At 34.0% G+C, this 18991-nt stretch carries 14 protein-coding genes and 1 tRNA gene; 6 read left to right on the plus strand and 9 right to left on the minus strand.

Annotated features, from left to right (window positions below; translation table 11 throughout):
* The first annotated feature begins 261 nt into the window (after nucleotides 1-261).
* The 3 genes from NCC77_RS03910 to NCC77_RS03920 all read left to right on the plus strand — a co-directional run bounded on the left by NCC77_RS03910 (nucleotide 262) and on the right by NCC77_RS03920 (nucleotide 2691).
* Nucleotides 262-1074, plus strand: a complete 813-nt coding sequence (locus NCC77_RS03910) for an AraC family transcriptional regulator (RefSeq protein ID WP_250834436.1) — start codon at nucleotides 262-264, stop codon at nucleotides 1072-1074.
* Between the two features lie 71 nt (nucleotides 1075-1145).
* Nucleotides 1146-2111 carry a nitrilase family protein gene (locus NCC77_RS03915; protein ID WP_250834437.1) on the plus strand — a complete coding sequence of 322 codons (966 nt, stop codon included), beginning with the start codon at nucleotides 1146-1148 and terminating at the stop codon, nucleotides 2109-2111.
* 73 nt (nucleotides 2112-2184) lie between these two features.
* Nucleotides 2185-2691: a GNAT family N-acetyltransferase gene (locus tag NCC77_RS03920; protein ID WP_250834438.1), complete on the plus strand. Its 507-nt coding sequence runs from the start codon at nucleotides 2185-2187 to the stop codon at nucleotides 2689-2691.
* Nucleotides 2692-2738: 47 nt separating this feature from the next.
* Here the strand turns inward: NCC77_RS03920 and NCC77_RS03925 are convergent.
* Both NCC77_RS03925 and NCC77_RS03930 read right to left on the minus strand, forming a co-directional pair.
* A tRNA-Ser gene (locus NCC77_RS03925) sits at nucleotides 2739-2825 on the minus strand.
* A gap of 48 nt (nucleotides 2826-2873) precedes the next feature.
* Nucleotides 2874-3755, minus strand: coding sequence for a LysR substrate-binding domain-containing protein (locus NCC77_RS03930; RefSeq protein WP_250834439.1), 882 nt, complete (start codon nucleotides 3753-3755; stop codon nucleotides 2874-2876).
* A 90-nt stretch (nucleotides 3756-3845) separates the two neighbouring features.
* Between NCC77_RS03930 and NCC77_RS03935 the strand changes: the two genes are divergently transcribed.
* The gene (locus tag NCC77_RS03935; protein ID WP_250834440.1) at nucleotides 3846-5087 is read left to right on the plus strand and encodes an MFS transporter; all 1242 of its coding nucleotides are present in this window, start codon (nucleotides 3846-3848) and stop codon (nucleotides 5085-5087) included.
* 214 nt (nucleotides 5088-5301) lie between these two features.
* On the opposite strand, the gene NCC77_RS03940 is transcribed toward NCC77_RS03935, so the two are convergent.
* The 5 genes from NCC77_RS03940 to NCC77_RS03960 form a co-directional block, all read right to left on the minus strand.
* Complete coding sequence (locus tag NCC77_RS03940) at nucleotides 5302-6330, minus strand: asparaginase (RefSeq protein WP_250834441.1); 1029 nt, start codon at nucleotides 6328-6330, stop codon at nucleotides 5302-5304.
* Nucleotides 6320-7456 carry a 1-acyl-sn-glycerol-3-phosphate acyltransferase gene (locus tag NCC77_RS03945; RefSeq protein WP_250834442.1) on the minus strand — a complete coding sequence of 379 codons (1137 nt, stop codon included), beginning with the start codon at nucleotides 7454-7456 and terminating at the stop codon, nucleotides 6320-6322. The genes NCC77_RS03940 and NCC77_RS03945 overlap by 11 nt, the downstream gene beginning before the upstream one ends.
* A 63-nt stretch (nucleotides 7457-7519) precedes the next feature.
* A complete protein-coding gene (locus NCC77_RS03950; RefSeq protein ID WP_250834443.1) occupies nucleotides 7520-8299 on the minus strand; it encodes a TatD family hydrolase in 780 nt (259 codons plus the stop codon).
* A 314-nt stretch (nucleotides 8300-8613) separates the two neighbouring features.
* Complete coding sequence (locus NCC77_RS03955; RefSeq protein WP_250834444.1) at nucleotides 8614-10260, minus strand: S41 family peptidase; 1647 nt, start codon at nucleotides 10258-10260, stop codon at nucleotides 8614-8616.
* 131 nt (nucleotides 10261-10391) lie between these two features.
* Nucleotides 10392-11363 carry a CDC27 family protein gene (locus NCC77_RS03960; RefSeq protein ID WP_250834445.1) on the minus strand — a complete coding sequence of 324 codons (972 nt, stop codon included), beginning with the start codon at nucleotides 11361-11363 and terminating at the stop codon, nucleotides 10392-10394.
* Nucleotides 11364-11616: 253 nt separating this feature from the next.
* On the opposite strand from NCC77_RS03960, the gene NCC77_RS03965 reads away from it, so the two are divergent.
* Complete coding sequence (locus NCC77_RS03965) at nucleotides 11617-12054, plus strand: retropepsin-like aspartic protease (RefSeq protein WP_250834446.1); 438 nt, start codon at nucleotides 11617-11619, stop codon at nucleotides 12052-12054.
* A gap of 53 nt (nucleotides 12055-12107) precedes the next feature.
* Complete coding sequence (locus NCC77_RS03970) at nucleotides 12108-14096, plus strand: T9SS type A sorting domain-containing protein (RefSeq protein ID WP_250834447.1); 1989 nt, start codon at nucleotides 12108-12110, stop codon at nucleotides 14094-14096.
* A 71-nt stretch (nucleotides 14097-14167) separates the two neighbouring features.
* Here the strand turns inward: NCC77_RS03970 and NCC77_RS03975 are convergent, their stop codons facing one another.
* Together NCC77_RS03975 and NCC77_RS03980 are read right to left on the minus strand one after the other, a co-directional pair.
* The gene (locus NCC77_RS03975) at nucleotides 14168-15406 is read right to left on the minus strand and encodes a TCR/Tet family MFS transporter (protein WP_250834448.1); all 1239 of its coding nucleotides are present in this window, start codon (nucleotides 15404-15406) and stop codon (nucleotides 14168-14170) included.
* 322 nt (nucleotides 15407-15728) lie between these two features.
* Nucleotides 15729-18905 (minus strand): efflux RND transporter permease subunit, encoded by a 3177-nt coding sequence (locus NCC77_RS03980; protein WP_250834449.1) that lies wholly within the window; start codon nucleotides 18903-18905, stop codon nucleotides 15729-15731.
* Between the last annotated feature and the right edge of the window lie 86 nt (nucleotides 18906-18991).

Consider the following 18991-nt stretch of genomic DNA (forward strand, 5'->3'; position numbering starts at 1 on the left):
AAGCAGAAAACTCATTTTCAAAATCACGTTTAGTCCCGCTATCCGCTTTATCTTTTGTGTTGAACCCCAACACAAAAGGATATCGCTTCTATCGGGGCTAGATTAGACGTTTTCGTTTTTTATAGAAAATAAACCTATTTTTGCTAAAATTGATTCTTCACGATTCAAATTCCACAAAAGCAGATTAAAAACTTCCTAAAAGAAAATCAAAGCGCCATAATAAAAGACAATCTTGATTTCGAATAAAGATTTACTATAAACATGCAAGTTTCACCTTCCAAAGAGTTATCGCCTTATATTAAACATTATCTGTTTTTAGATCATACTGAAACTGCTGTACAAAAATTTCGCCTGTTTTCTGATGGTAATACTGGTCTTGTATTTTCGGTAAAAAGCAAACTTATTTCTGGAATTAATAAATACAAAATAAAAGAACATCTGCCCGATTCCTTTTTATACGGACAACTTAAAGGTTTTAAAGATCTTTATTCTGAAAATGAAATAACGCTGATTATAGTCGTTTTTCAGCCCAACGGAATCCATCAATTATTAGACATTCCTGCTAATGAATTTCATGATGCTATTATTCCTGTTGAAGATGTATTCGATGAAAAAATCAAAACCCTTCAAGAGAACCTGTTTCAGCAAAACAACTCAACACGTGTTCAATTGTTGAATTCTTTTTTTAAGTCCTTAATTGTAGCAAAACCAGCCTCAAATCAGTTTATAATAAATCATTCTTTACACTTTATCATTAACAGTAAAGGACATTTCTCCATAAAACAATTAGTCGACTATACCGGCTATACCGAAAGACATCTGGAAAGAAAATTCAAAGAATGCATTGGACTAAATCCGAAGAAATTTGGCAACGTTGTGAGACTACATCATTTTTTAAAATTATTAAAAGGCAAATCTGACGATACCAATCTCACCACAATTTGTTACGATGCCGGATTTTCAGACCAATCACATTTAATAAAGGAATTTAAAAAACACACTGGAATTACTCCGACGGAATATTTTTATAACACTGGGAAATTAACCAATAATCTCATAAAAAGAACATTATAAAATGTCGGTTTTGTACAATTCATAACGTATTGATCAAGCTATTTTTGACTTAATTATTAATAGTTTACAATATGAAAAATCTAAAAATAGCCACAGCCCAGTTCGAAAATAAAAGTGGCGACAAAAACTATAACTTATCTGTAATCGAAAAACTTTCTAAGAAAGCCTCTGCCGAAAGCTGCGATGTGATTTCTTTTCACGAATGTTCTATAACCGGATACACATTTGCAAGAAACTTATCGAAAGATCAAATGCTAGATTTGGCAGAATTGATTCCGAGTGGCGAAAGCATCTTAAAATTGATTGAAATTGCCAAAAACAACAACATTGTAATATTGGCGGGATTATTCGAAAAAGACGAAAATGATAATTTATTCAAAGCCTATATTTGTGTAGATAAAAATGGTTTAGTTGCTAAATATCGAAAATTACATCCGTTTATAAACCCATATTTAACACCAGGAGATCGTTATTGTATTTTTGAAATTGAAGGCTGGAAATGTGGTATTTTAATTTGTTATGACAACAATATTATTGAAAACGTGCGTGCAACAAAACTTCTAGGTGCAGATATTATTTTTATGCCCCACGTAACGATGTGCACACCTTCTACCCGACCGGGTGCTGGTTTTGTAGCGCCACAGCTTTGGGAAAACCGCGAAGCAGATCCAACTTCATTACGATTAGAATTTGACGGAATGAAAGGCCGTGACTGGTTAATGAAATGGCTTCCGGCAAGAGCTTACGACAATGCCATTTATGCCATCTTTTCGAATCCAATTGGCATGGACGATGATCAATTAAAAAACGGCTGTTCTATGATTATTGATCCTTTTGGAGATATTCTAGCCGAATGCCGCACTTTTGACGATTCTTTTGCAACGGCAATAATCACTCCTGAAAAATGCATTCAAGCTGGAGGACATCGCTATATAAAAGCTAGAAGACCAGAATTGTACAGAGATATTATTGGTCAAAATCACGAATCTGAACAAAATGTGGTTTGGCTGAACTCTGATAAAAAAAGCATAAATTAAACATTTAGCCTCTCTAAAGCTATTGAAAGATTTACCTTTGAAGATTCATTAATCTACAGAATAAAGCCCAATAATGGAATTTTTTAAAACTACAACTCAGGATATCGATGCTGTTTTCGATATTTATAACGAAGCTACATCTTACCAGAAAACAGTAAACAATAAAAGCTGGAGAGGTTTTGAAAGAGCATTAATAGAAAAGGAAATTGCTGAGAACCGTCATTTTATAATCAAAGAAGGAGACGAAGTTGCTTGTACCTTTGTACTAACTTTTAACGATTTAATTATCTGGAAAGAAGCCAGCAAAGATCCAGCAATTTATTTACATCGTATTGCTACAAACCCAAAATTTAGAGGTCAATCTTATGTCAAAAAAATTGTAGAATGGGTTAAAGAATATGCCCAAGAAAATAATAAAGAATACATTAGGCTTGATACACACAGTGGCAACGAAAGAATAAATAAATATTATATCAGCTGTGGTTTTGAATATAAAGGAATAAGTACAATCGAGTGGACAAATGAATTACCAGAACATTATAAAGAAGGTTCTTTTAGTTTGTTTGAGATTAAGCTTTAAAAAAACAAACCCTTGTGAAAGACTTCACAAGGGTTTGTTTTTTATCGCAGAAAGGAAGGGATTCGAACCCTCGATACAGTTACCCATATACTAGCTTTCCAGGCTAGCTCCTTAAACCACTCGGACACCTTTCTAATTTGGTCTGCAAATAACACAAAAAAAATCGAGTTTAAAAAGTAAAATTAAGTTTCGTTTATACTTTTTCGAAATTCTTCCATAAACAATTTTACTGCTTTCTTTTGGTAACTGCCAATGGTCAGCATAAACGAATCGCGTTTGGTTACTACTCCGGTAATATGAATGGCTTTTAGACTATGCTCCCAGCCTTTCAATGCTTTTTCGGCTACAATGGTTGCCCAGTCGCTGTTTTCTACCATTTGCAATAGCGCATGAATCGAATTTAATTCTATCGAAATTTTCGGATTCATGTTGTGTTTCGCAAACAATAATTCTACATATTCTCTAGAATTGGAACCTTTTCCTGGCAAAATCAACGGAACTTCTTCTATTTTCTTAAAAGGTATTTTTTCCAATTCGGCCAAAGAATGCGATTTTGAAACCGCCATTACCATATTTGAAGTAAACAAGGGCACTTTCTGAATTGGCGGCCCAATTTCGTGTGACGAAATCACCAAAACCAAATCCAATTCATTATTAATCAGTTTTTGTTCTAAAGCTTCTGTAGTACCGTATTCTACAACTATTCTTAAATTCAGATATCTTTTGGCAAATGCATTGACAACAGGCAGAATCAATAATCCAAAAATATACGTCACGCCAATACGCAATTCGCCACCAATCATTTCGTTTAAATCTTCAATGGCCTGTTTTCCGTTTTCAACATTTTCTACCACTTTTTTAGCGTGGATTAAGAAAACAGCTCCTGCTTCTGTCAATTGCACTTTTTTGCCGATTCGCTTAAACAAAGGCAAACCAAGTTCTTCTTCGAGTTTTTTAATTTGTTGCGAAAGTCCCGATTGTGTCACAAAACACAATTCTGCCGCTTTGGTAAAGTGCAAAACCTCAGCTGTTTTGATAAAATATTGTAGTTGATAAATCTCCATATTGATAAGTTTTACTACTTATTATCAGTAAAATTATTAATTTTTCTAATGCTATCATAATCCCGACCTTTGTATTAAATATTTAGAGTTATGTTTAAAGCCTTAAAATCAAAAAATTTCAAATTATTTTTCTACGGTCAATCGGTATCCGTTATCGGAACCTGGATGCAAAAAACTGCAGTAAGCTGGATGGTTTACAGCATTACAGGATCTGTTTTTTTATTAGGTTTGGCAACTTTCTTAAGTATGATTCCGTCTTTGTTTCTGGCACCTTTAGCAGGAAGTATTATTGGACGTTATGACAGACACCGAGCCATGATTGTCTTACAGTCTTTAGCAATGCTTCAAGCTGGAGCTTTGGCTCTACTTATTTATCTTAAAATTTACAATATCAATTTTATACTTGCACTAAGTCTTATTCAGGGAATTATCAATGCTTTTGATATGACGTGCCGTCAAACCATGATGATTGATATTGTTGATAATAAAGAAGATCTCCCGAATGCTGTAGCGCTAAACTCTACCATGAATAATTTTGCCAGAATTGCAGGTCCTGCGCTTGCTGGAATTATCTTGCATCAATATGGAGAAGACATCTGTTTTATTGGAAATTTTGTGAGTTACGTACCCGTTTTGATTTCGCTAATGCTGATGAAAATCACTCCACATATTAAAGCCGAAAATAAGCTGAATATGCTAGATGATTTAGTAGAAGGCTTAGATTATGTAAAAAAAGAAACCGAAATGGCCAGAATGCTTTTAATGCTTACCTGCAGCAGTTTATTCGTCATTTCTTTTAATACTTTGATGCCTGTTTTCGCCAAAGATATTTTTAGCGGAAACGCCGAAACTTTCAGCTGGTTTGAAAGCGCTGCCGGAATTGGTTCTGTTTTGTCTGCAATTTATTTGGCCAATCTAAAATCTGCTGAGAATATGGGGAAATTAATGATTGCTGCCAGCTTATTGTTAGGATTTAGTATTATTATTCTAGCAATTTCAAGCAGTATTAGCATCGCACTTATCTGTATGACTTTAAGCGGAATCGGAATGATGGGACAGACTTCATCAATCAACATTTATATCCAGACTCATAGTATTGTCAGTATGCGTTCTAGAAGCATCAGTTATTATATGATGGCGTATCAGGGAATGATTCCTGTGGGAAGTTTAATTATTGGCTATGTTTCTCATTCGCTTGGCGTAAGAGCTACAGTAGCCATTCAGGGAATTATCTGTATTCTTTCTGTGATTGTTTATGTGTATTACAAAAAACAAAAAACTTCAGAGGATTTGGAGACTTGCCCTGTTCCATATCAAAATTCCAAAAATTAAATTCCAATTTCCAATTGCACTTGTCATCCTGACGGAGGAAGGATCACACTAGTAATTCCGTATGCAAAAGAACCAATCTTTGTCGAGTTTCTTGTGTGATCCTTCCTTCGTCAGGATGACAAACTTTGTGGTTAAGTGAAAATTTCAATAAAAAAAATCCCAAATTCCAACTTTAGATTTTGGAATTTGGGATTTAAAATATTGGAATTTACATTTAAGATATTTCGCCGCGAAGTGCAGTTTCAAAAATATCTTTAAATTCGTTTTCTGGAATATTGTGTCCAAGCAAATACATCAATTTGGTAATTGCTGCTTCTGTCGTGATGTCTTTTCCTGAGATCACTCCAAGTGATTTTAAAGCTGTACTGGTTTCGTATTGTCCCATGTTTACACTTCCTCCAGAACATTGCGTTACGTTTACGATATGCATTCCAGATTTAATCGCTTTTTCAATTAGGTTTAAAAACCAGTCTTCTGTTGGTGCATTTCCTGAACCGTAGGTTTCCAGAATGATTCCTCGCAAACCTTTCGTTGAAAGAATGGAAGCTAGAACAATTTCACTCATTCCAGGAAACATTTTTATAATAGCAACGTGATTGTCTAATTTTTTATGAACGATCAGCTTTGCATCTTTATTTATTGGAAGAAATAAATGCTTGTTTAATTTTAAATGAACACCAGATTCTACCAATTCAGGATAATTTGGCGCCGTAAAAGCTCTAAAATGTTCTGCATTTACTTTAGAAGTTCGGTTTCCACGGTATAATTTGTATTCAAAATACAAACACACTTCTGTAATAACCGGTTTTCCGTTTTCTTGAAGAGAAGCAATCTGAATCGCTGTAATCAAGTTTTCTTTTGCATCAGTACGCAAATCACCAATTGGCAATTGCGAACCTGTAAACACGACTGGTTTGGCCAAATTCTCCAGCATAAAGCTTAATGCCGAAGCAGAATACGACATGGTATCTGATCCATGAAGCACTACAAATCCGTCATAAGTATTGTAATTTTCCTCGATAATGGTGGCAATTCTTGTCCACATTTCGGGATTCATATTAGAAGAATCAATTGGATGTTCGAACGAAATTGATTCGATTTCGCAATCCAATTGTTTAATTTCTGGAATTTTCTGAATTAATTTACCAAAATTGAAGGCTTTAAGCGCTCCCGTTTCAAAATCTTTGCTCATACCGATAGTTCCTCCAGTATAAACCAATAGTATTTTTGCTTTAGATGACATCTTGGTATTTCAATTTATTGACAACAGGGTTAGCATACATGGCCAAGAATCCTTGTCTTGTCACAGGATTATCGCTTCCGATACGCATTTCTAAACGACGCTCAAAAAGCTGTTTTTCGTTCTCTTTATACTTGTGAGCAAACTTGTCTGTTTCGTTTAAAATATCGTAAGCAATAAAGTTTGTTGGCCATAATTGGTAGTTTTTCAAAATAACATCATCAATAGTTTGTGCCAAAGCTTGAACTTGCTTGTTTGCATTATCGTTTTCAGCCACAATCTGATCGATTTCTTTATCTAGAACATCGCCAACAGAAATGTGTATTCTTTTCTTCGTTCCCATGATACCACTCAAAATGGTCATGAAATCTTCGTTTTTGTCTTTTACGTAAACTTCGTTATTTGCTTCTGCCATTAATTGCGGCATTTTCAAAACATCAGTCGGATCGTATTCGTAAGAAATAGAAACTGGAACAATTTTTAATTTCTTAAAATAATCCATTAAGTTTTCTTCGTCAGAACCCATTCCGATCATTTTTAAAACTCCTGGATTGGTTTCGTCATTTCCATCTTTTGTTCTTCCTTCTCTTTGGGCAATCCAAACCGAACGATTTTCGCGAAGCAGTAATTGTCCCATATATTCAGACAACAACTTTGAACTTTGCAGCATTTCACGAGGCGTTAATCCCCTTAAAACCAAAAAATTTCTATTTAATTTTGCTAAAGTTGCCAAGAACGCTTTCTTTACTAAATTATCTCCAATTGCCGAAGCAGTCATTACTAAACCATGTTCGAATAGACAAACATTTAATAATGTTGTATCCAAAAGAATGTCTCTATGATTCGAGATAAACAGATAAGAAGTATTAGGTTCCAGTTTTTCAAAACCTGAAGTTGTAAGACCTTCAGAACTTTTTTCTAAAACTTTCTGAATTGTGTTGTAAATAAAGTTGCATTGAAAATCACGAATAGAATGTGTTTTCTTTAATTGTTCCTTCCAAACCTCATCTTCTACGTCCGGAAAAGTAAAGTTCATCATGGTTTTCATCATAGGATGATTTACTACACCATGAAGTGCTTCATTTATTTCGGAATCATAAAACGGTCGAATGGCATCAAATCTCTGCATTATTTATTTGGGTTTAAGTGGGCAAAAGAACAAAAAAAAAATTAAAGTTTTGTAAGGTACAGGTTAAATCCCAAAAACGTCTTTCGAATTCTGGGTTGTAACTGCTGCAATTTCTTCTGTAGAAACTCCATATACATCGCTTAATTTAGCAATAACGTTGACCAAATAACTGCTTTCGTTTCTTTTTCCTCTAAACGGAATTGGTGCTAAATATGGAGAATCAGTCTCCAAAACGATGTGTTTCAAATCTATTTGATTTAAAAACTGATCGATTTTTCCGTTCTTAAAAGTAACAACGCCGCCAATTCCTAATTTCATTTTGTAGGAAATCGCACGTTCTGCTTGTTCTAAAGTTCCGGAAAAACAATGAAAAATCCCAAATAAATCTTCAGATTTTTCTTCTTCTAACACTTCAAAGATTTCATCAAAAGCTTCTCTGCAATGAATTACAATAGGTAATTTATATTGTTTTGCTAACTGAATTTGTCTTTTAAAAGCGATTTGCTGTTCTTTTAAATGGGTTTTATCCCAATACAAATCGATCCCGATTTCTCCAACAGCATAGAATTTTCTTTTAGATAATTCTGCTTCTACATGTGCTAATTCTTCCAGATAATTATCTTTCACGTAAGTAGGATGCAAACCCATCATTAGAAATACATTTTCGGGATAGTTTTTCTCCAAATCGTACATAGATTGCGTAGCAGCAGCATCAATTGCGGGAATAAAAAAACGGGTAATTCCGGCATCAATTGCGCGCTGAATCATTGCGTCACGATCCTGATCAAATTCTTCAGAATATAAATGCGTGTGGGTATCGGTAATAATGGGTGTTGAATTCAAGACTATAATTTTAAAGCGCCAAAATTACGACAATATTAAAAGAATAGCAATTTCGTAAATGGGACACGGATAAAACGGATTTCACTTTCGTGAAAACGCGGATAAAAACGGATTTTTTCTTTTTTATAAATGCCTGAAAATAAAAAAACCTTTGTCAAAGCTTGGAGCTTTAACAAAGGTCAGAATAATAATCACCTAATTTTTGTTATTCTGAAGAACAAAGGGCCTCACAAGAAGCGTCGAAAAGAAAACCCCCATTTTTTCTCTCGATCAGCTAGTGTGACCCCTCGTTCTTCAGTATGACAAACGAGGTTTTATTTTCCCGTTTCTATATATAGCAAAGCCCGTTCCAAAACTTCATCTCTGCCTTGTTGAATACCTAAAATTGTTGGTTTTATCTCAATATCGGGTACAATTCCTATACGTTGCGTTTCTCTTCCGTCTGGGTAGTAAACGCCAATACCAGAGAAATTAGTATGATAACCACTAAAATCAAATTCAAAAACATTTCCGTCTGCTCCAGCAGTCTGACTTCCAATAATTGTGGTATTTCCAGCTGTTTGAAAACACATCGCCGTCCATTCTGACTGGCTTATAGAATCTTCATTAAGCAATACTATTACTTTTCCTTTGTAATTGTCTTTATTTTCAAATCCCACTTTTCGTCCTTCTTCCCAAGTATACTTTCCTGGATAATTTGGATATGGATGGGTATAAAGGCAAAATTCTTTTTCTTCAGAATTCAAAAAATTACCAATTTCTCCAAAAGTTCCATTTGGATAATTTCTCATATCAAAAACTATCGCTTTTGTCGATTTAAGAGCATCAATCATATTAGGAACATTTTTGGGTTTAATAACTCCCATGTTTACGTAACCAATATTATTGTCCAAAAGTTTAAATTTATCTTTCTTTATCTGAGCTCCTTTTTTATATTCATTTCGATGCGAATCGTGATAGTTAAACCAAGTCATTGACTTTGTTTCGTACTTTCCATCTTTCAGGAATTCTACATTTACCTTTTCAGATTCGCTCATTAAAATTGTACGCAGAACTTTATCCAGAAAAGCAACCTCGTTTGAAGCAGAAATAATATCTCTTTTCTCTTCAATAATTTCTTTAATGCTCTTATCGTTTATTTTAGTAATTACAGTTCCAATTTTAATATTGTCGACCTCTGCAAGACTATCTCCTAAAATCTCGGTAATCACTAATTTTTCATCTATTACTTTACCTGTTGCAGGAAAATAATAAAAACTCTTTTTTGTTGTTTCAGACGGGTAAATATGAAACTGGACGTGAGTATCATTGAGTTTTGCAGCCGCTTTTCTCAATACTTTATAAAAATCTTCTGGTGTTTTGGACTCAACAACAGAGGGTAATAACTCATTTAAAGTTTTATCCCATCTCTGATCCATTATGTATTTGTATGGATAATAATATTCTACCACATTCCAATACGCATAAAACATTAAAAGCTTTGAATTTTTATTAGTGTAATCAAGATTAAAATAGTTTTTTAAGTTTTTAAAACCGTCAAAACTTGGTCCAAATTCTTCATTACTTTGAAATCTGTTTTCTTCGATAAATTTTAATTTTTTTGAGAGCCTTTTAGAAAACAATTTGTCATTGAACCAGCTTAGATCAAAGTTCTTATCAAAAAATTTAACCTCTTTTGGAGTAACAATTGGAGCAATTTCTTTTACTGGTCCCAGATCATCAATCCAATTTTCTAAGATTAAAGAGAACTCTTCTTTAGTTTGTGCTTTTTCTATTAATGGCAATTTCTCCAAAAGCTGATTATCCCAATTCAATTCTCCATTAGCCACTTTTGGATGATAATATTTTAAGAAACCCCAAATTTTGCAAGTCGCAGCCAACTTTTCAGTCTCGGTAATTTTATTGAAACTAAAAATGGTTTGCGAACAAATAAAAAGAAACAACAGGATAACTTTTTTCATTTTGGTTTTAATCGTTAGGTTAAATTGATTTTGGGCTATTCCTTAAAAAAGAAAATCGAATTTAGAACTAAAATTCCAAATTCGATTGAGGTTTCCCGTAAAGAGATAAAATTTTTCTTAATAATTTAATTTTACTCCAATTCTTCAAGTAATTGTTCTACATCATCATAGCCTTCATAGTCTTGCGAAATAGTCTGTAAAATGGCTTTGCATTCGTTATATTTTCCTTGTTTTAGCTTAGATAAAGCCAGATTCCACTTTGCTTTTTCTTTGTAAACAGAATTTTCTGCTTCCAATTCTTTAAAAATGGTTTCTGCTTTTACGTATTTACTTACCTGCAACAATGAAACAGCATAAAAATATTTTATTTCATCTGAATTGTTTTCCTTCAAAATACTTTCAAAAATCGGAATCGCGGTTTCATATCTTTTTCCGTTAAAATTATTTTCTGCTTGTTTTAAAATGGCTTCAGAAACGCCTCTTTCTGTAAAATAGGCACTTTCTGGATGGTTATAATCTTCAAAATTAGGATAATGTCTATAATCAAAGAAAAACAATCCGAACATTACAATTATAGAAATTGCTACGGCAAAATACCAAGGTTTAAGCGACGCTGTTTTATGTTTCTTTTTATTGAAATATTTATCTGAAATTTTAGTCAGGTTTCCTTCAAAAGCAACTCTATCCTCTTCTATTTCATGTTTATTTTCGTTTCCGTAACGCTTTAGTTCTTCTTCAAATTTTTCTGTCTGAGCAATCAATTCGTGAGCAGATTCATTAACAGATACTACGTTTTCATAAATTGTTACATCTTTATGGGCAGAATTTTTGAGTTGGTTTAGCCATCGTCTTTTACAAAGCAAGAAAAAATAGGCATCAAATGGACATGTTAAGTGAAGTTTTCCCGCTTTCGCCTGATTAAAAAGCAAAACCATGATTTCGTGAACCACATCCTGCGCTTGATCTTTGTCTCCAGAATTATTGGTTATAAACTGGACCACTTTGGGCGCAAACTTTTTATATATCATTTCAATTACTACCGAGTCATTTGCAGCAAGTCCGTCGATATATTTTTGATCCGGATGAATTGTATTTAGATCCATAAAAAGCATTTTATAGCTAATTTAGAAAAAAGAATCCTAAAAATCTTAAAAAACAAAAGGTAACCACATTATAATCAACTGCATATAATTAAAAAAAACTTAAAAAAAGCTTTAAAAAATTAAAAGGATAAAAATAGGAAACAAACCTTACGTATATTTTGAAACTCCAACAAGCCTTCCAATTATATCTTTTGCATATCATTAGTTTTTTGGGTTTAATTGCTTTATTTTTGAGTTTCAATCAATACTAGGAATGGAAAATCTTCACGAAATTCTCAAAACAGAGAAGTACAAAAAAATAAAGTTTAAAATAACCAAAACACAGCATTTGCTAATTAAAGCTAAAATTAATGGCTATTCTGGAAATTTTATTTTAGATACAGGCGCATCCAATACTTGTGTAGGTTTTGAGTCTATTGAACGTTTTGAACTTGCTGCAAAAAATTCTAAAACAAAAGCTTCTGGAGCTGGTGGGACTGGAATGGCAACACAGATTTCGTCTCAAAATAAACTGCAATTAGGTAGCTGGAAAAGTAAAGATTTTAGCATTGTCATTTTTGATCTTTCACATGTAAACGAAGCATTAGAATCGTACAAAGCAAAACCTGTTCACGGTATTATCGGTGCCGATGTTTTATTGCAAGGAAAAGCAATTATTGACTATTTTAACCATTATTTGTATTTAAAATAAGACAATCCCTTTTTTTGATATATTTGTTGAGCTATTTTAACAAATATATCTGTATGAAAAAAACTCTACTTTGTTTTCTTTTTTTATTGCCTACTTTAATTTTTGCTCAGATTAGCAAACTTGAAACCTGCCAAAATTATCCTTTATTTGATTTGACTACTAAAAGTGCGGAACTAATTGGAAATTTAAATCCTTTGCAGACAAACATTAGCTATCATCTAAGTCTTGAAGACGCTAATAATAATGTAAATGCAATACCTGATCCTGTAAGGTATTCTTCTTATAATCCTCGCACTATATATGCCAGAATAAATAATAATGGCACTATTAGCACTAACTATTTTGAGTTAGGTTTCTATCCGTCTTTTGAAGTTCAATATCTCACAACTGCAATAACTTGTGATCAACCAAAATCACAAATTATGATAGTTGGGCCAGGAGGCAATACCACTTATTATTATTCTCTTGATTATGGAGAAACTTACAAGCCTACAAATTTCTTCTATTTAGATCCTGGAAACTATACAGTTCTGATTAGAGACAGTAAAAATTGTGCACCTCTCAATAATCCTTTACACATACAAGTAGGTAGCTATACTCCATTGATTGCAAATGCAACTGTTACAGAAGGTGTTAGTTGTGGCGATAAAGATCTTGTTACAATCACAGGAACTGGAGGGGCATCTTTTTATACTTATTCTTTTGATGGAAAAAATTACTCCGCCTCAAATGTATCAAGCGAATTAAAAGCGGGAACTCATACTGTATACATAAAAGATCAAGTTGGATGTATTGCTTCAACAAACGTTACAGTCAATCAATATAAATCTACTTTATCTTCAATGGCTGCGATAACCAATACTACTTGTAATAACAAAGGTTCAATTAAAATTGTTACCGAAGGCGGAAAACTGCCATACCAGTATTCTATCAATGGTGCTCCTTATATAACTAATCAAACATCTAACTTTACTTTAAACAACTTAGAACCAGGCGCTTATTCAATAACAACAAAAGATGATGCAAACTGTACATTTACACAAAACATTCTTATAAGACAATATAACCCAATATCTGTTGATTTAACAGCCAAAAATGTATCCTGTAAATCAGCAGCAGACGGATCAATTGAAGCAAATGCAACTGGCGGTGTTTTTCCCTACAAATTCCAACTTAGAAACGCCATTGGAACTCAACTAACAGACCCGCAATCGTCTAATATTTTTAAATATTTAGGAGTGGGAGATTACACTGTTGATGTTATTGATGCCGTAAACTGCAGTATAAGATCATCAATAATACATATAAGTGAGCCTAATCCAATAATTGTAAGTGCAAATATTGAAAATCAGACCATAACTGTAAATGCAGTTGGAGGAACTGGAAAATATCTTTATTCTTTAGATCTTTTCGAACGTGTGACTAATAATGTCTTTACAAATGTAAGTTTTGGAAATCATGAAATTTATGTTTTCGATGAAAATGGCTGTTACACCATGTTATATATAACGGTTAATCCGCCAGCTCCAATAATTGATGGAAAAACAGAAATAGTTTTAGAATTCAAGTCTGGGCAAACTTTAGGTGATCTTGTTATTAATGGTCAAAACATTAAATGGTACAGTACACCTGGAACTTCATCAACGGGAAAAACAAGTAAAGTTGCCATAGAACCTTCTTTACCATTGTCTACGGTTTTGGTTGATGGTGTAACTTATTATGCCTCACAAACTATAAACGGAATTGAAAGTAAGGAACGTCTTGCTGTAACTGCAAAATTAAACGGTTCGCTTTCTAATCCAGATTTTGACTTGACTAGTTTTCAGTTTTACCCAAATCCAGTAAAACATATTTTATCAGTCAAAAACAAATCAGCTATAGAAGACATTCAAATTTTCTCTGTTTCGGGACAATCTGCTTTTGCAAAAAAATTAAATAGTACAGAAGCTCAAATAGATTTATCTCATCTTGCTTCTGGTCTGTACATTTTAAATATAAAGTCTGACGGAAAAGAAAAAGCTGTGAAATTTATTAAAGAATAAAACTTCACCACACATAAAAAAGCCTTCATAATTTAAATATGAAGGCTTTTTTACTTTAAAAATATATCTTTTTATTGTTCCTTTTCTGTTTGTGGAACAGCATGTTTTTTCAACGAAAAATAAGCAACAACTGTACTTAGCAACATTAAAACTCCTCCTAAAATAAAAGGTGCTCCAGCAAATTTAAACGGTGCATCATCGTGCGTGAAAAAGTAAAATGTATTGGCCATCATGGGCGGACCAATAATAGAAGAAGCGCTCATTAAACTGGTTAAAGTTCCTTGAATTTCTCCTTGCTCGCTTGGTTCTACTTTACTTGCTACAACAGATTGTAGTGCTGGTCCAGCAATTCCACCAAGGCAATACGGAATTAAAAACACAAACATCATCCAGCTTTCTGTTGCAAAAGCAAACAACAGCATTCCGATTGTATATAAAGCTAAACCGATGTAAATACTTTTCTCGTTTCCAATCTTCGGATTGATGTATCTAACCAATCCTCCTTGCACAACTCCTACCAAGAGACCAATTATTCCTAATGAGATTCCGATCATTCTTTCATCCCAATTAAATTGATAAATGGTGAAGAAACTCCAATTGCTTTGTACGGCATGCGAACCTACATACAACAAAAATATTGCGGCAATTAAACCAATTAAAGTTGGATATTTTCTCAAACCTAAAATAGCTCCAATTGGATTGGCACGTTTCCAATCAAAAGGTCTACGATTCTCTTTTTTAAGTGATTCTGGTAAAATAAAAAATCCATAAAGAAAGTTTACCATACATAAAATGGCTGCGGCATAAAAAGGAACTCGTGATCCGTATTGGCCTAAAAGCCCTCCAATAACTGGTCCGATTATGAATCCTAGTCCGAAAGCAGCACCTACTAATCCGAAATTCTTAGCTCTATTTTCAGGAGTGCTGACATCGGCAATATAAGCCGAAGCTGTTGTAATACTCGCACCAGTGACTCCAGCAATAATCCTTCCGATAAAAAGCCAGATAATGGTTGGAGAGAACGCCAGTAAAATATAATCTAAAGAAAATCCGAAAAGGGAAATTAAGATGATTGGTCTTCTTCCGAATTTATCACTTAAATTTCCAATTACAGGAGCAAATACAAACTGAGTTATCGCATACGCGAAAGTTAACCAGCCACCAATTTTTGCCGCTTCGCTGATGTCTCCATGAATCAATTCTTCGATTAGTTTTGGTATTACAGGAATAATAATTCCCCATCCTGTAATGTCTATTAACATGGTTATGAAAATAAAACCAATTGCTGCAGATTTATCTTTTTGTAGCATAATTATTTTAGTAAGGTGATGCAAATAAACATATTTTTCAATTAAGAATAGGAAAATTCCAAATCTCAAAGTTCAAATTCCAAAGTTCAAATTCCAAATTCCAATGTAAAGTGCTGTTTTTTTTCACGCAGATCTACTAAAGATTTGAGCAGATACATGCAGATTTCTTTTAATTTAATCTGCCAAAATCTGTAAAATCTGCGTGAAATAATTTTAAAGAATCAATAAAAAAATCCCAAATTCCAATTTAAAGGAACTTGGGATTTTTCATTGTGAAATTCCGAATTCGGGCTCGGAATTCCACTATCAAAAATCAAAACTATTAATGAGTATGTTTCGGATTAAAACCGTCTTCACTTAATTCTGTATGCTCATAATCGGCATGCATTTCAGCTTCATAATCGATTTTTTCTCCTTTAGAGAACTTACGGATAATTTTCTCCATAATGTCGTAGATAACTGGTACAACAATCAAAGTAAGGAATAATGATGAAATCAAACCTCCAATGATTACCCATGCTAATCCGTTTTTCCATTCAGCTCCTGCTCCAGATGCTAATGCAATTGGGAACATACCAAACACCATCGCAATTGTTGTCATCAAGATCGGACGTAAACGAGCGTGGTTTGCTTGGATTAGGGCATTTCTAATTGATTCTCCAGCTGCTCTTCGCTGATTCGTATAATCGACAAGCATAATCGCATTCTTACACACCAGACCAATCAACATGATTACCCCTAAGATCGTAAAGATATTTAAAGTGTTGTTTGTTAATGCTAAGGCGAATAAAACTCCAATGAACGAAAGCGGAATAGCAAATAATACGACAAACGGGTGAACGAAACTATCATATAATCCAACCATTACAAGGTAAACCAAGATAATAGCGGCTAATAATGCAATTCCTAAAGTACCAAATCCTTCAGATTGGTTCTCTTGGTCACCACCCCAGATATAGTTGACCCCTGTTGGTTTTTGCAATTTATCCAATTTCGCTTGCCATTGCTGAACGATTGTTCCAGCTGGCACCCCAACGTTCTGACCTTGTACAGTTACAGAAGCTGTTTTATCTCTACGCTCTAATTTACTTGGTCCAGAACCTTCACTAATCGTTGCAAATTGGTTTAATTTAATCTGCTGACCTGCATTGTTGATGAAAATCAAGTTACTAACGTCTGTGATATTTTTTCTATCAAATTCGTTGTATTTGATATTGATGTCATATTCGTATTCACCAGCTCTAAATTTACCGTCTGTATTACCACTATAAGCTGTCTGCATAGTTAAACCAACTGTTTGAAGTGTTAATCCTAATGCAGCCATTTTATCTCTATCAACTTGAACGTTGATCTCAGGATTTCCGTCCTCAACTGTTAATTTAATCTCAGTTGTTCCAGGAATAGTACGTAATTCAGCTTCAGCCATTTTTGCAAATTTCATCGCGCTTTCTACGTTTGGACCTGTTACAATCAAACCTAAAGTTGCATCCTCAGCAGTACCTAAAATACCTACTGGAACCGTTTTAACTTTTGCACCAACTAAAACTTTTTCTAATTTACGTTTTACTTTTGCAGCATAAACATTGGCATCATCCGTACGATCTTTTTGATCAATCATTTTAACATCAATCTCAGCTTTGTAAGCAGTTGCCTGAGCAGCTCCTAAACCTTCACTGGTTTGTCCTACAGTTGTAATTTGGCTGAAAACATATTTCTCTCCTTTTAAGAAAGCTTCTGCTTTTTGCGTCATAAAGTTAGTTTGCTCTAATGAAGCATCTTTTGGCATCTCAATTTGAACCAAGAACTCACCACTATCAGATGATGCGAAGAACTCTCCTCCAATATATCCACCTCCCATTAACCAGAAGATCGTACCAAAAAACAATACCAGAATAACTCCCATTGTTTTAATATAGTGATCCAAACACCAGTTTAACAAGTTAGATACCCAGTTAGTAAAACGAGTTAAGTAGCTTTCAAATCCTAAAATGATTCTTCCGAAAATGTTTTTACCTTCAATATGTTCTAGTTTTCCAAAACGAGAAGACAACCACGGAATAATGGTAAACGAAGCCAATAATGAGAACATCGTAGAGATAATTACCGTAACACAGAATTGTGTAATAATGTTCGATACTAATCCTGTACTCATTGCAATTGGCAAGAACACTACCACAATTACTAATGTAATCGAAGTTACTGTTGCACCAATTTCGGCAGTTCCGTCATAAGCTGCACGGATTCGGCTTTTACCCATCTCCATGTGTCGATAAATATTCTCCAATACCACAATCGCGTCATCCACAAGAATACCAACAACAAGAGATAAACCAAGTAAAGACATTAAGTTAAGCGTATAGCCTAATAAATAAATTCCAATAAATGTTGCAATCAAAGATGCTGGAATAGAAACCATTACGATCAATGAGTTTCTAATACTGTGCAAGAAGAACAACATTACGAAAGCTACCAGAATAACCGCAATTAACAAATCGTGTACAACAGAATCTGCTGCTTCAAGAGTAAAGACTGTACTGTCTTTTGCTACTTCCAATTTCAATTGAGCCGATTTATAATCGTTCTCTAAAGTCTTAATTGTCTTAATCAATTGCTCACTTACCGCAACGGCATTTGCATCTGATTGTTTTACAATTTGAAGTACTATCGCACTTTTTTGATCTACACGCGCAATTTTCTCCGCGATTTTTTGTGTATCCTGAACATCAGCAATATCTCCTAAACGAACTTGAATTCCGTCTTGTGAAGAAACTACTAAATTTCTTAATTCATCAACATTTTTATATTTACCCGCTAAACGAATTAATATTTTTTGGTTACGAGTTTGAATGTTACCCGTTGGGAAATCCAGATTCGAAGTTAAGATAGTCTGCTGCACCTGAGGAACTGAAAGTCCGTAACCTTGCATTTTTACTGCGTCAAGGTTTACTTGAATCTCACGCTCTTGACCACCAATAATGTTTACCTGAGCAACCCCTTGTACACGAGATAAAACTGGAGCAATTTTTTTATCGATCAAATCGTAAAACGCTGCTTCGTCCATTTTTCCATTCGCACCAAGCGTCATAATTGGTAAATCACTCAAAGAGAATTTAGTTAATGACGGTGGATCTGCATCGTCTGGAAGATCACTTAAAATAGCATTAATTTTCCGCTGCGCATCGTTCATCGAAATATCAACGTTTGCATTTGATGTCAATGTAATCGATACTACAGAAAGAGATTCATAAGATTTAGAATCAATTTTCTTGATATTTTCCAGAGACGCAATCGCATCTTCAATTTTCTTTGTCACTGTATTTTCAACCTCACTTGGAGAAGCTCCAGGATATACAGTTGAAACCGTAATAACGTTGGTTTCGAATTTTGGGATCAGCTCGTAGCCTAATTGGCTGTAGCTGAACAATCCACCAAGAGTCAGAATTGTAAACAATACAATTACCAACGACGGACGTTTTATGGATATTTCGGCTAATTTCATATATCTTATTTTTGGCTTTAGGCTATATGCTGTAGGCTTTAGGCTTTTATTAAAGGCTTAAAGTTTATGGCTTAAGGCTTAAAGCG

The organism is Flavobacterium tyrosinilyticum, from assembly GCF_023656565.1.
Classification (GTDB): domain Bacteria; phylum Bacteroidota; class Bacteroidia; order Flavobacteriales; family Flavobacteriaceae; genus Flavobacterium; species Flavobacterium tyrosinilyticum.

Coding starts and splice junctions, on each gene's coding strand:
- NCC77_RS03910 (WP_250834436.1), top strand. CDS start 262: ATGCAAGTTTCACCTTCCAAAGAGTTATCGCCTTATATTAAACATTAT.
- NCC77_RS03915 (WP_250834437.1), top strand. CDS start 1,146: ATGAAAAATCTAAAAATAGCCACAGCCCAGTTCGAAAATAAAAGTGGC.
- NCC77_RS03920 (WP_250834438.1), top strand. CDS start 2,185: ATGGAATTTTTTAAAACTACAACTCAGGATATCGATGCTGTTTTCGAT.
- NCC77_RS03930 (WP_250834439.1), bottom strand. CDS start 3,755: ATGGAGATTTATCAACTACAATATTTTATCAAAACAGCTGAGGTTTTG.
- NCC77_RS03935 (WP_250834440.1), top strand. CDS start 3,846: ATGTTTAAAGCCTTAAAATCAAAAAATTTCAAATTATTTTTCTACGGT.
- NCC77_RS03940 (WP_250834441.1), bottom strand. CDS start 6,330: ATGTCATCTAAAGCAAAAATACTATTGGTTTATACTGGAGGAACTATC.
- NCC77_RS03945 (WP_250834442.1), bottom strand. CDS start 7,456: ATGCAGAGATTTGATGCCATTCGACCGTTTTATGATTCCGAAATAAAT.
- NCC77_RS03955 (WP_250834444.1), bottom strand. CDS start 10,260: ATGAAAAAAGTTATCCTGTTGTTTCTTTTTATTTGTTCGCAAACCATT.
- NCC77_RS03960 (WP_250834445.1), bottom strand. CDS start 11,363: ATGGATCTAAATACAATTCATCCGGATCAAAAATATATCGACGGACTT.
- NCC77_RS03965 (WP_250834446.1), top strand. CDS start 11,617: ATGGAAAATCTTCACGAAATTCTCAAAACAGAGAAGTACAAAAAAATA.
- NCC77_RS03970 (WP_250834447.1), top strand. CDS start 12,108: ATGAAAAAAACTCTACTTTGTTTTCTTTTTTTATTGCCTACTTTAATT.
- NCC77_RS03975 (WP_250834448.1), bottom strand. CDS start 15,406: ATGCTACAAAAAGATAAATCTGCAGCAATTGGTTTTATTTTCATAACC.
- NCC77_RS03980 (WP_250834449.1), bottom strand. CDS start 18,905: ATGAAATTAGCCGAAATATCCATAAAACGTCCGTCGTTGGTAATTGTA.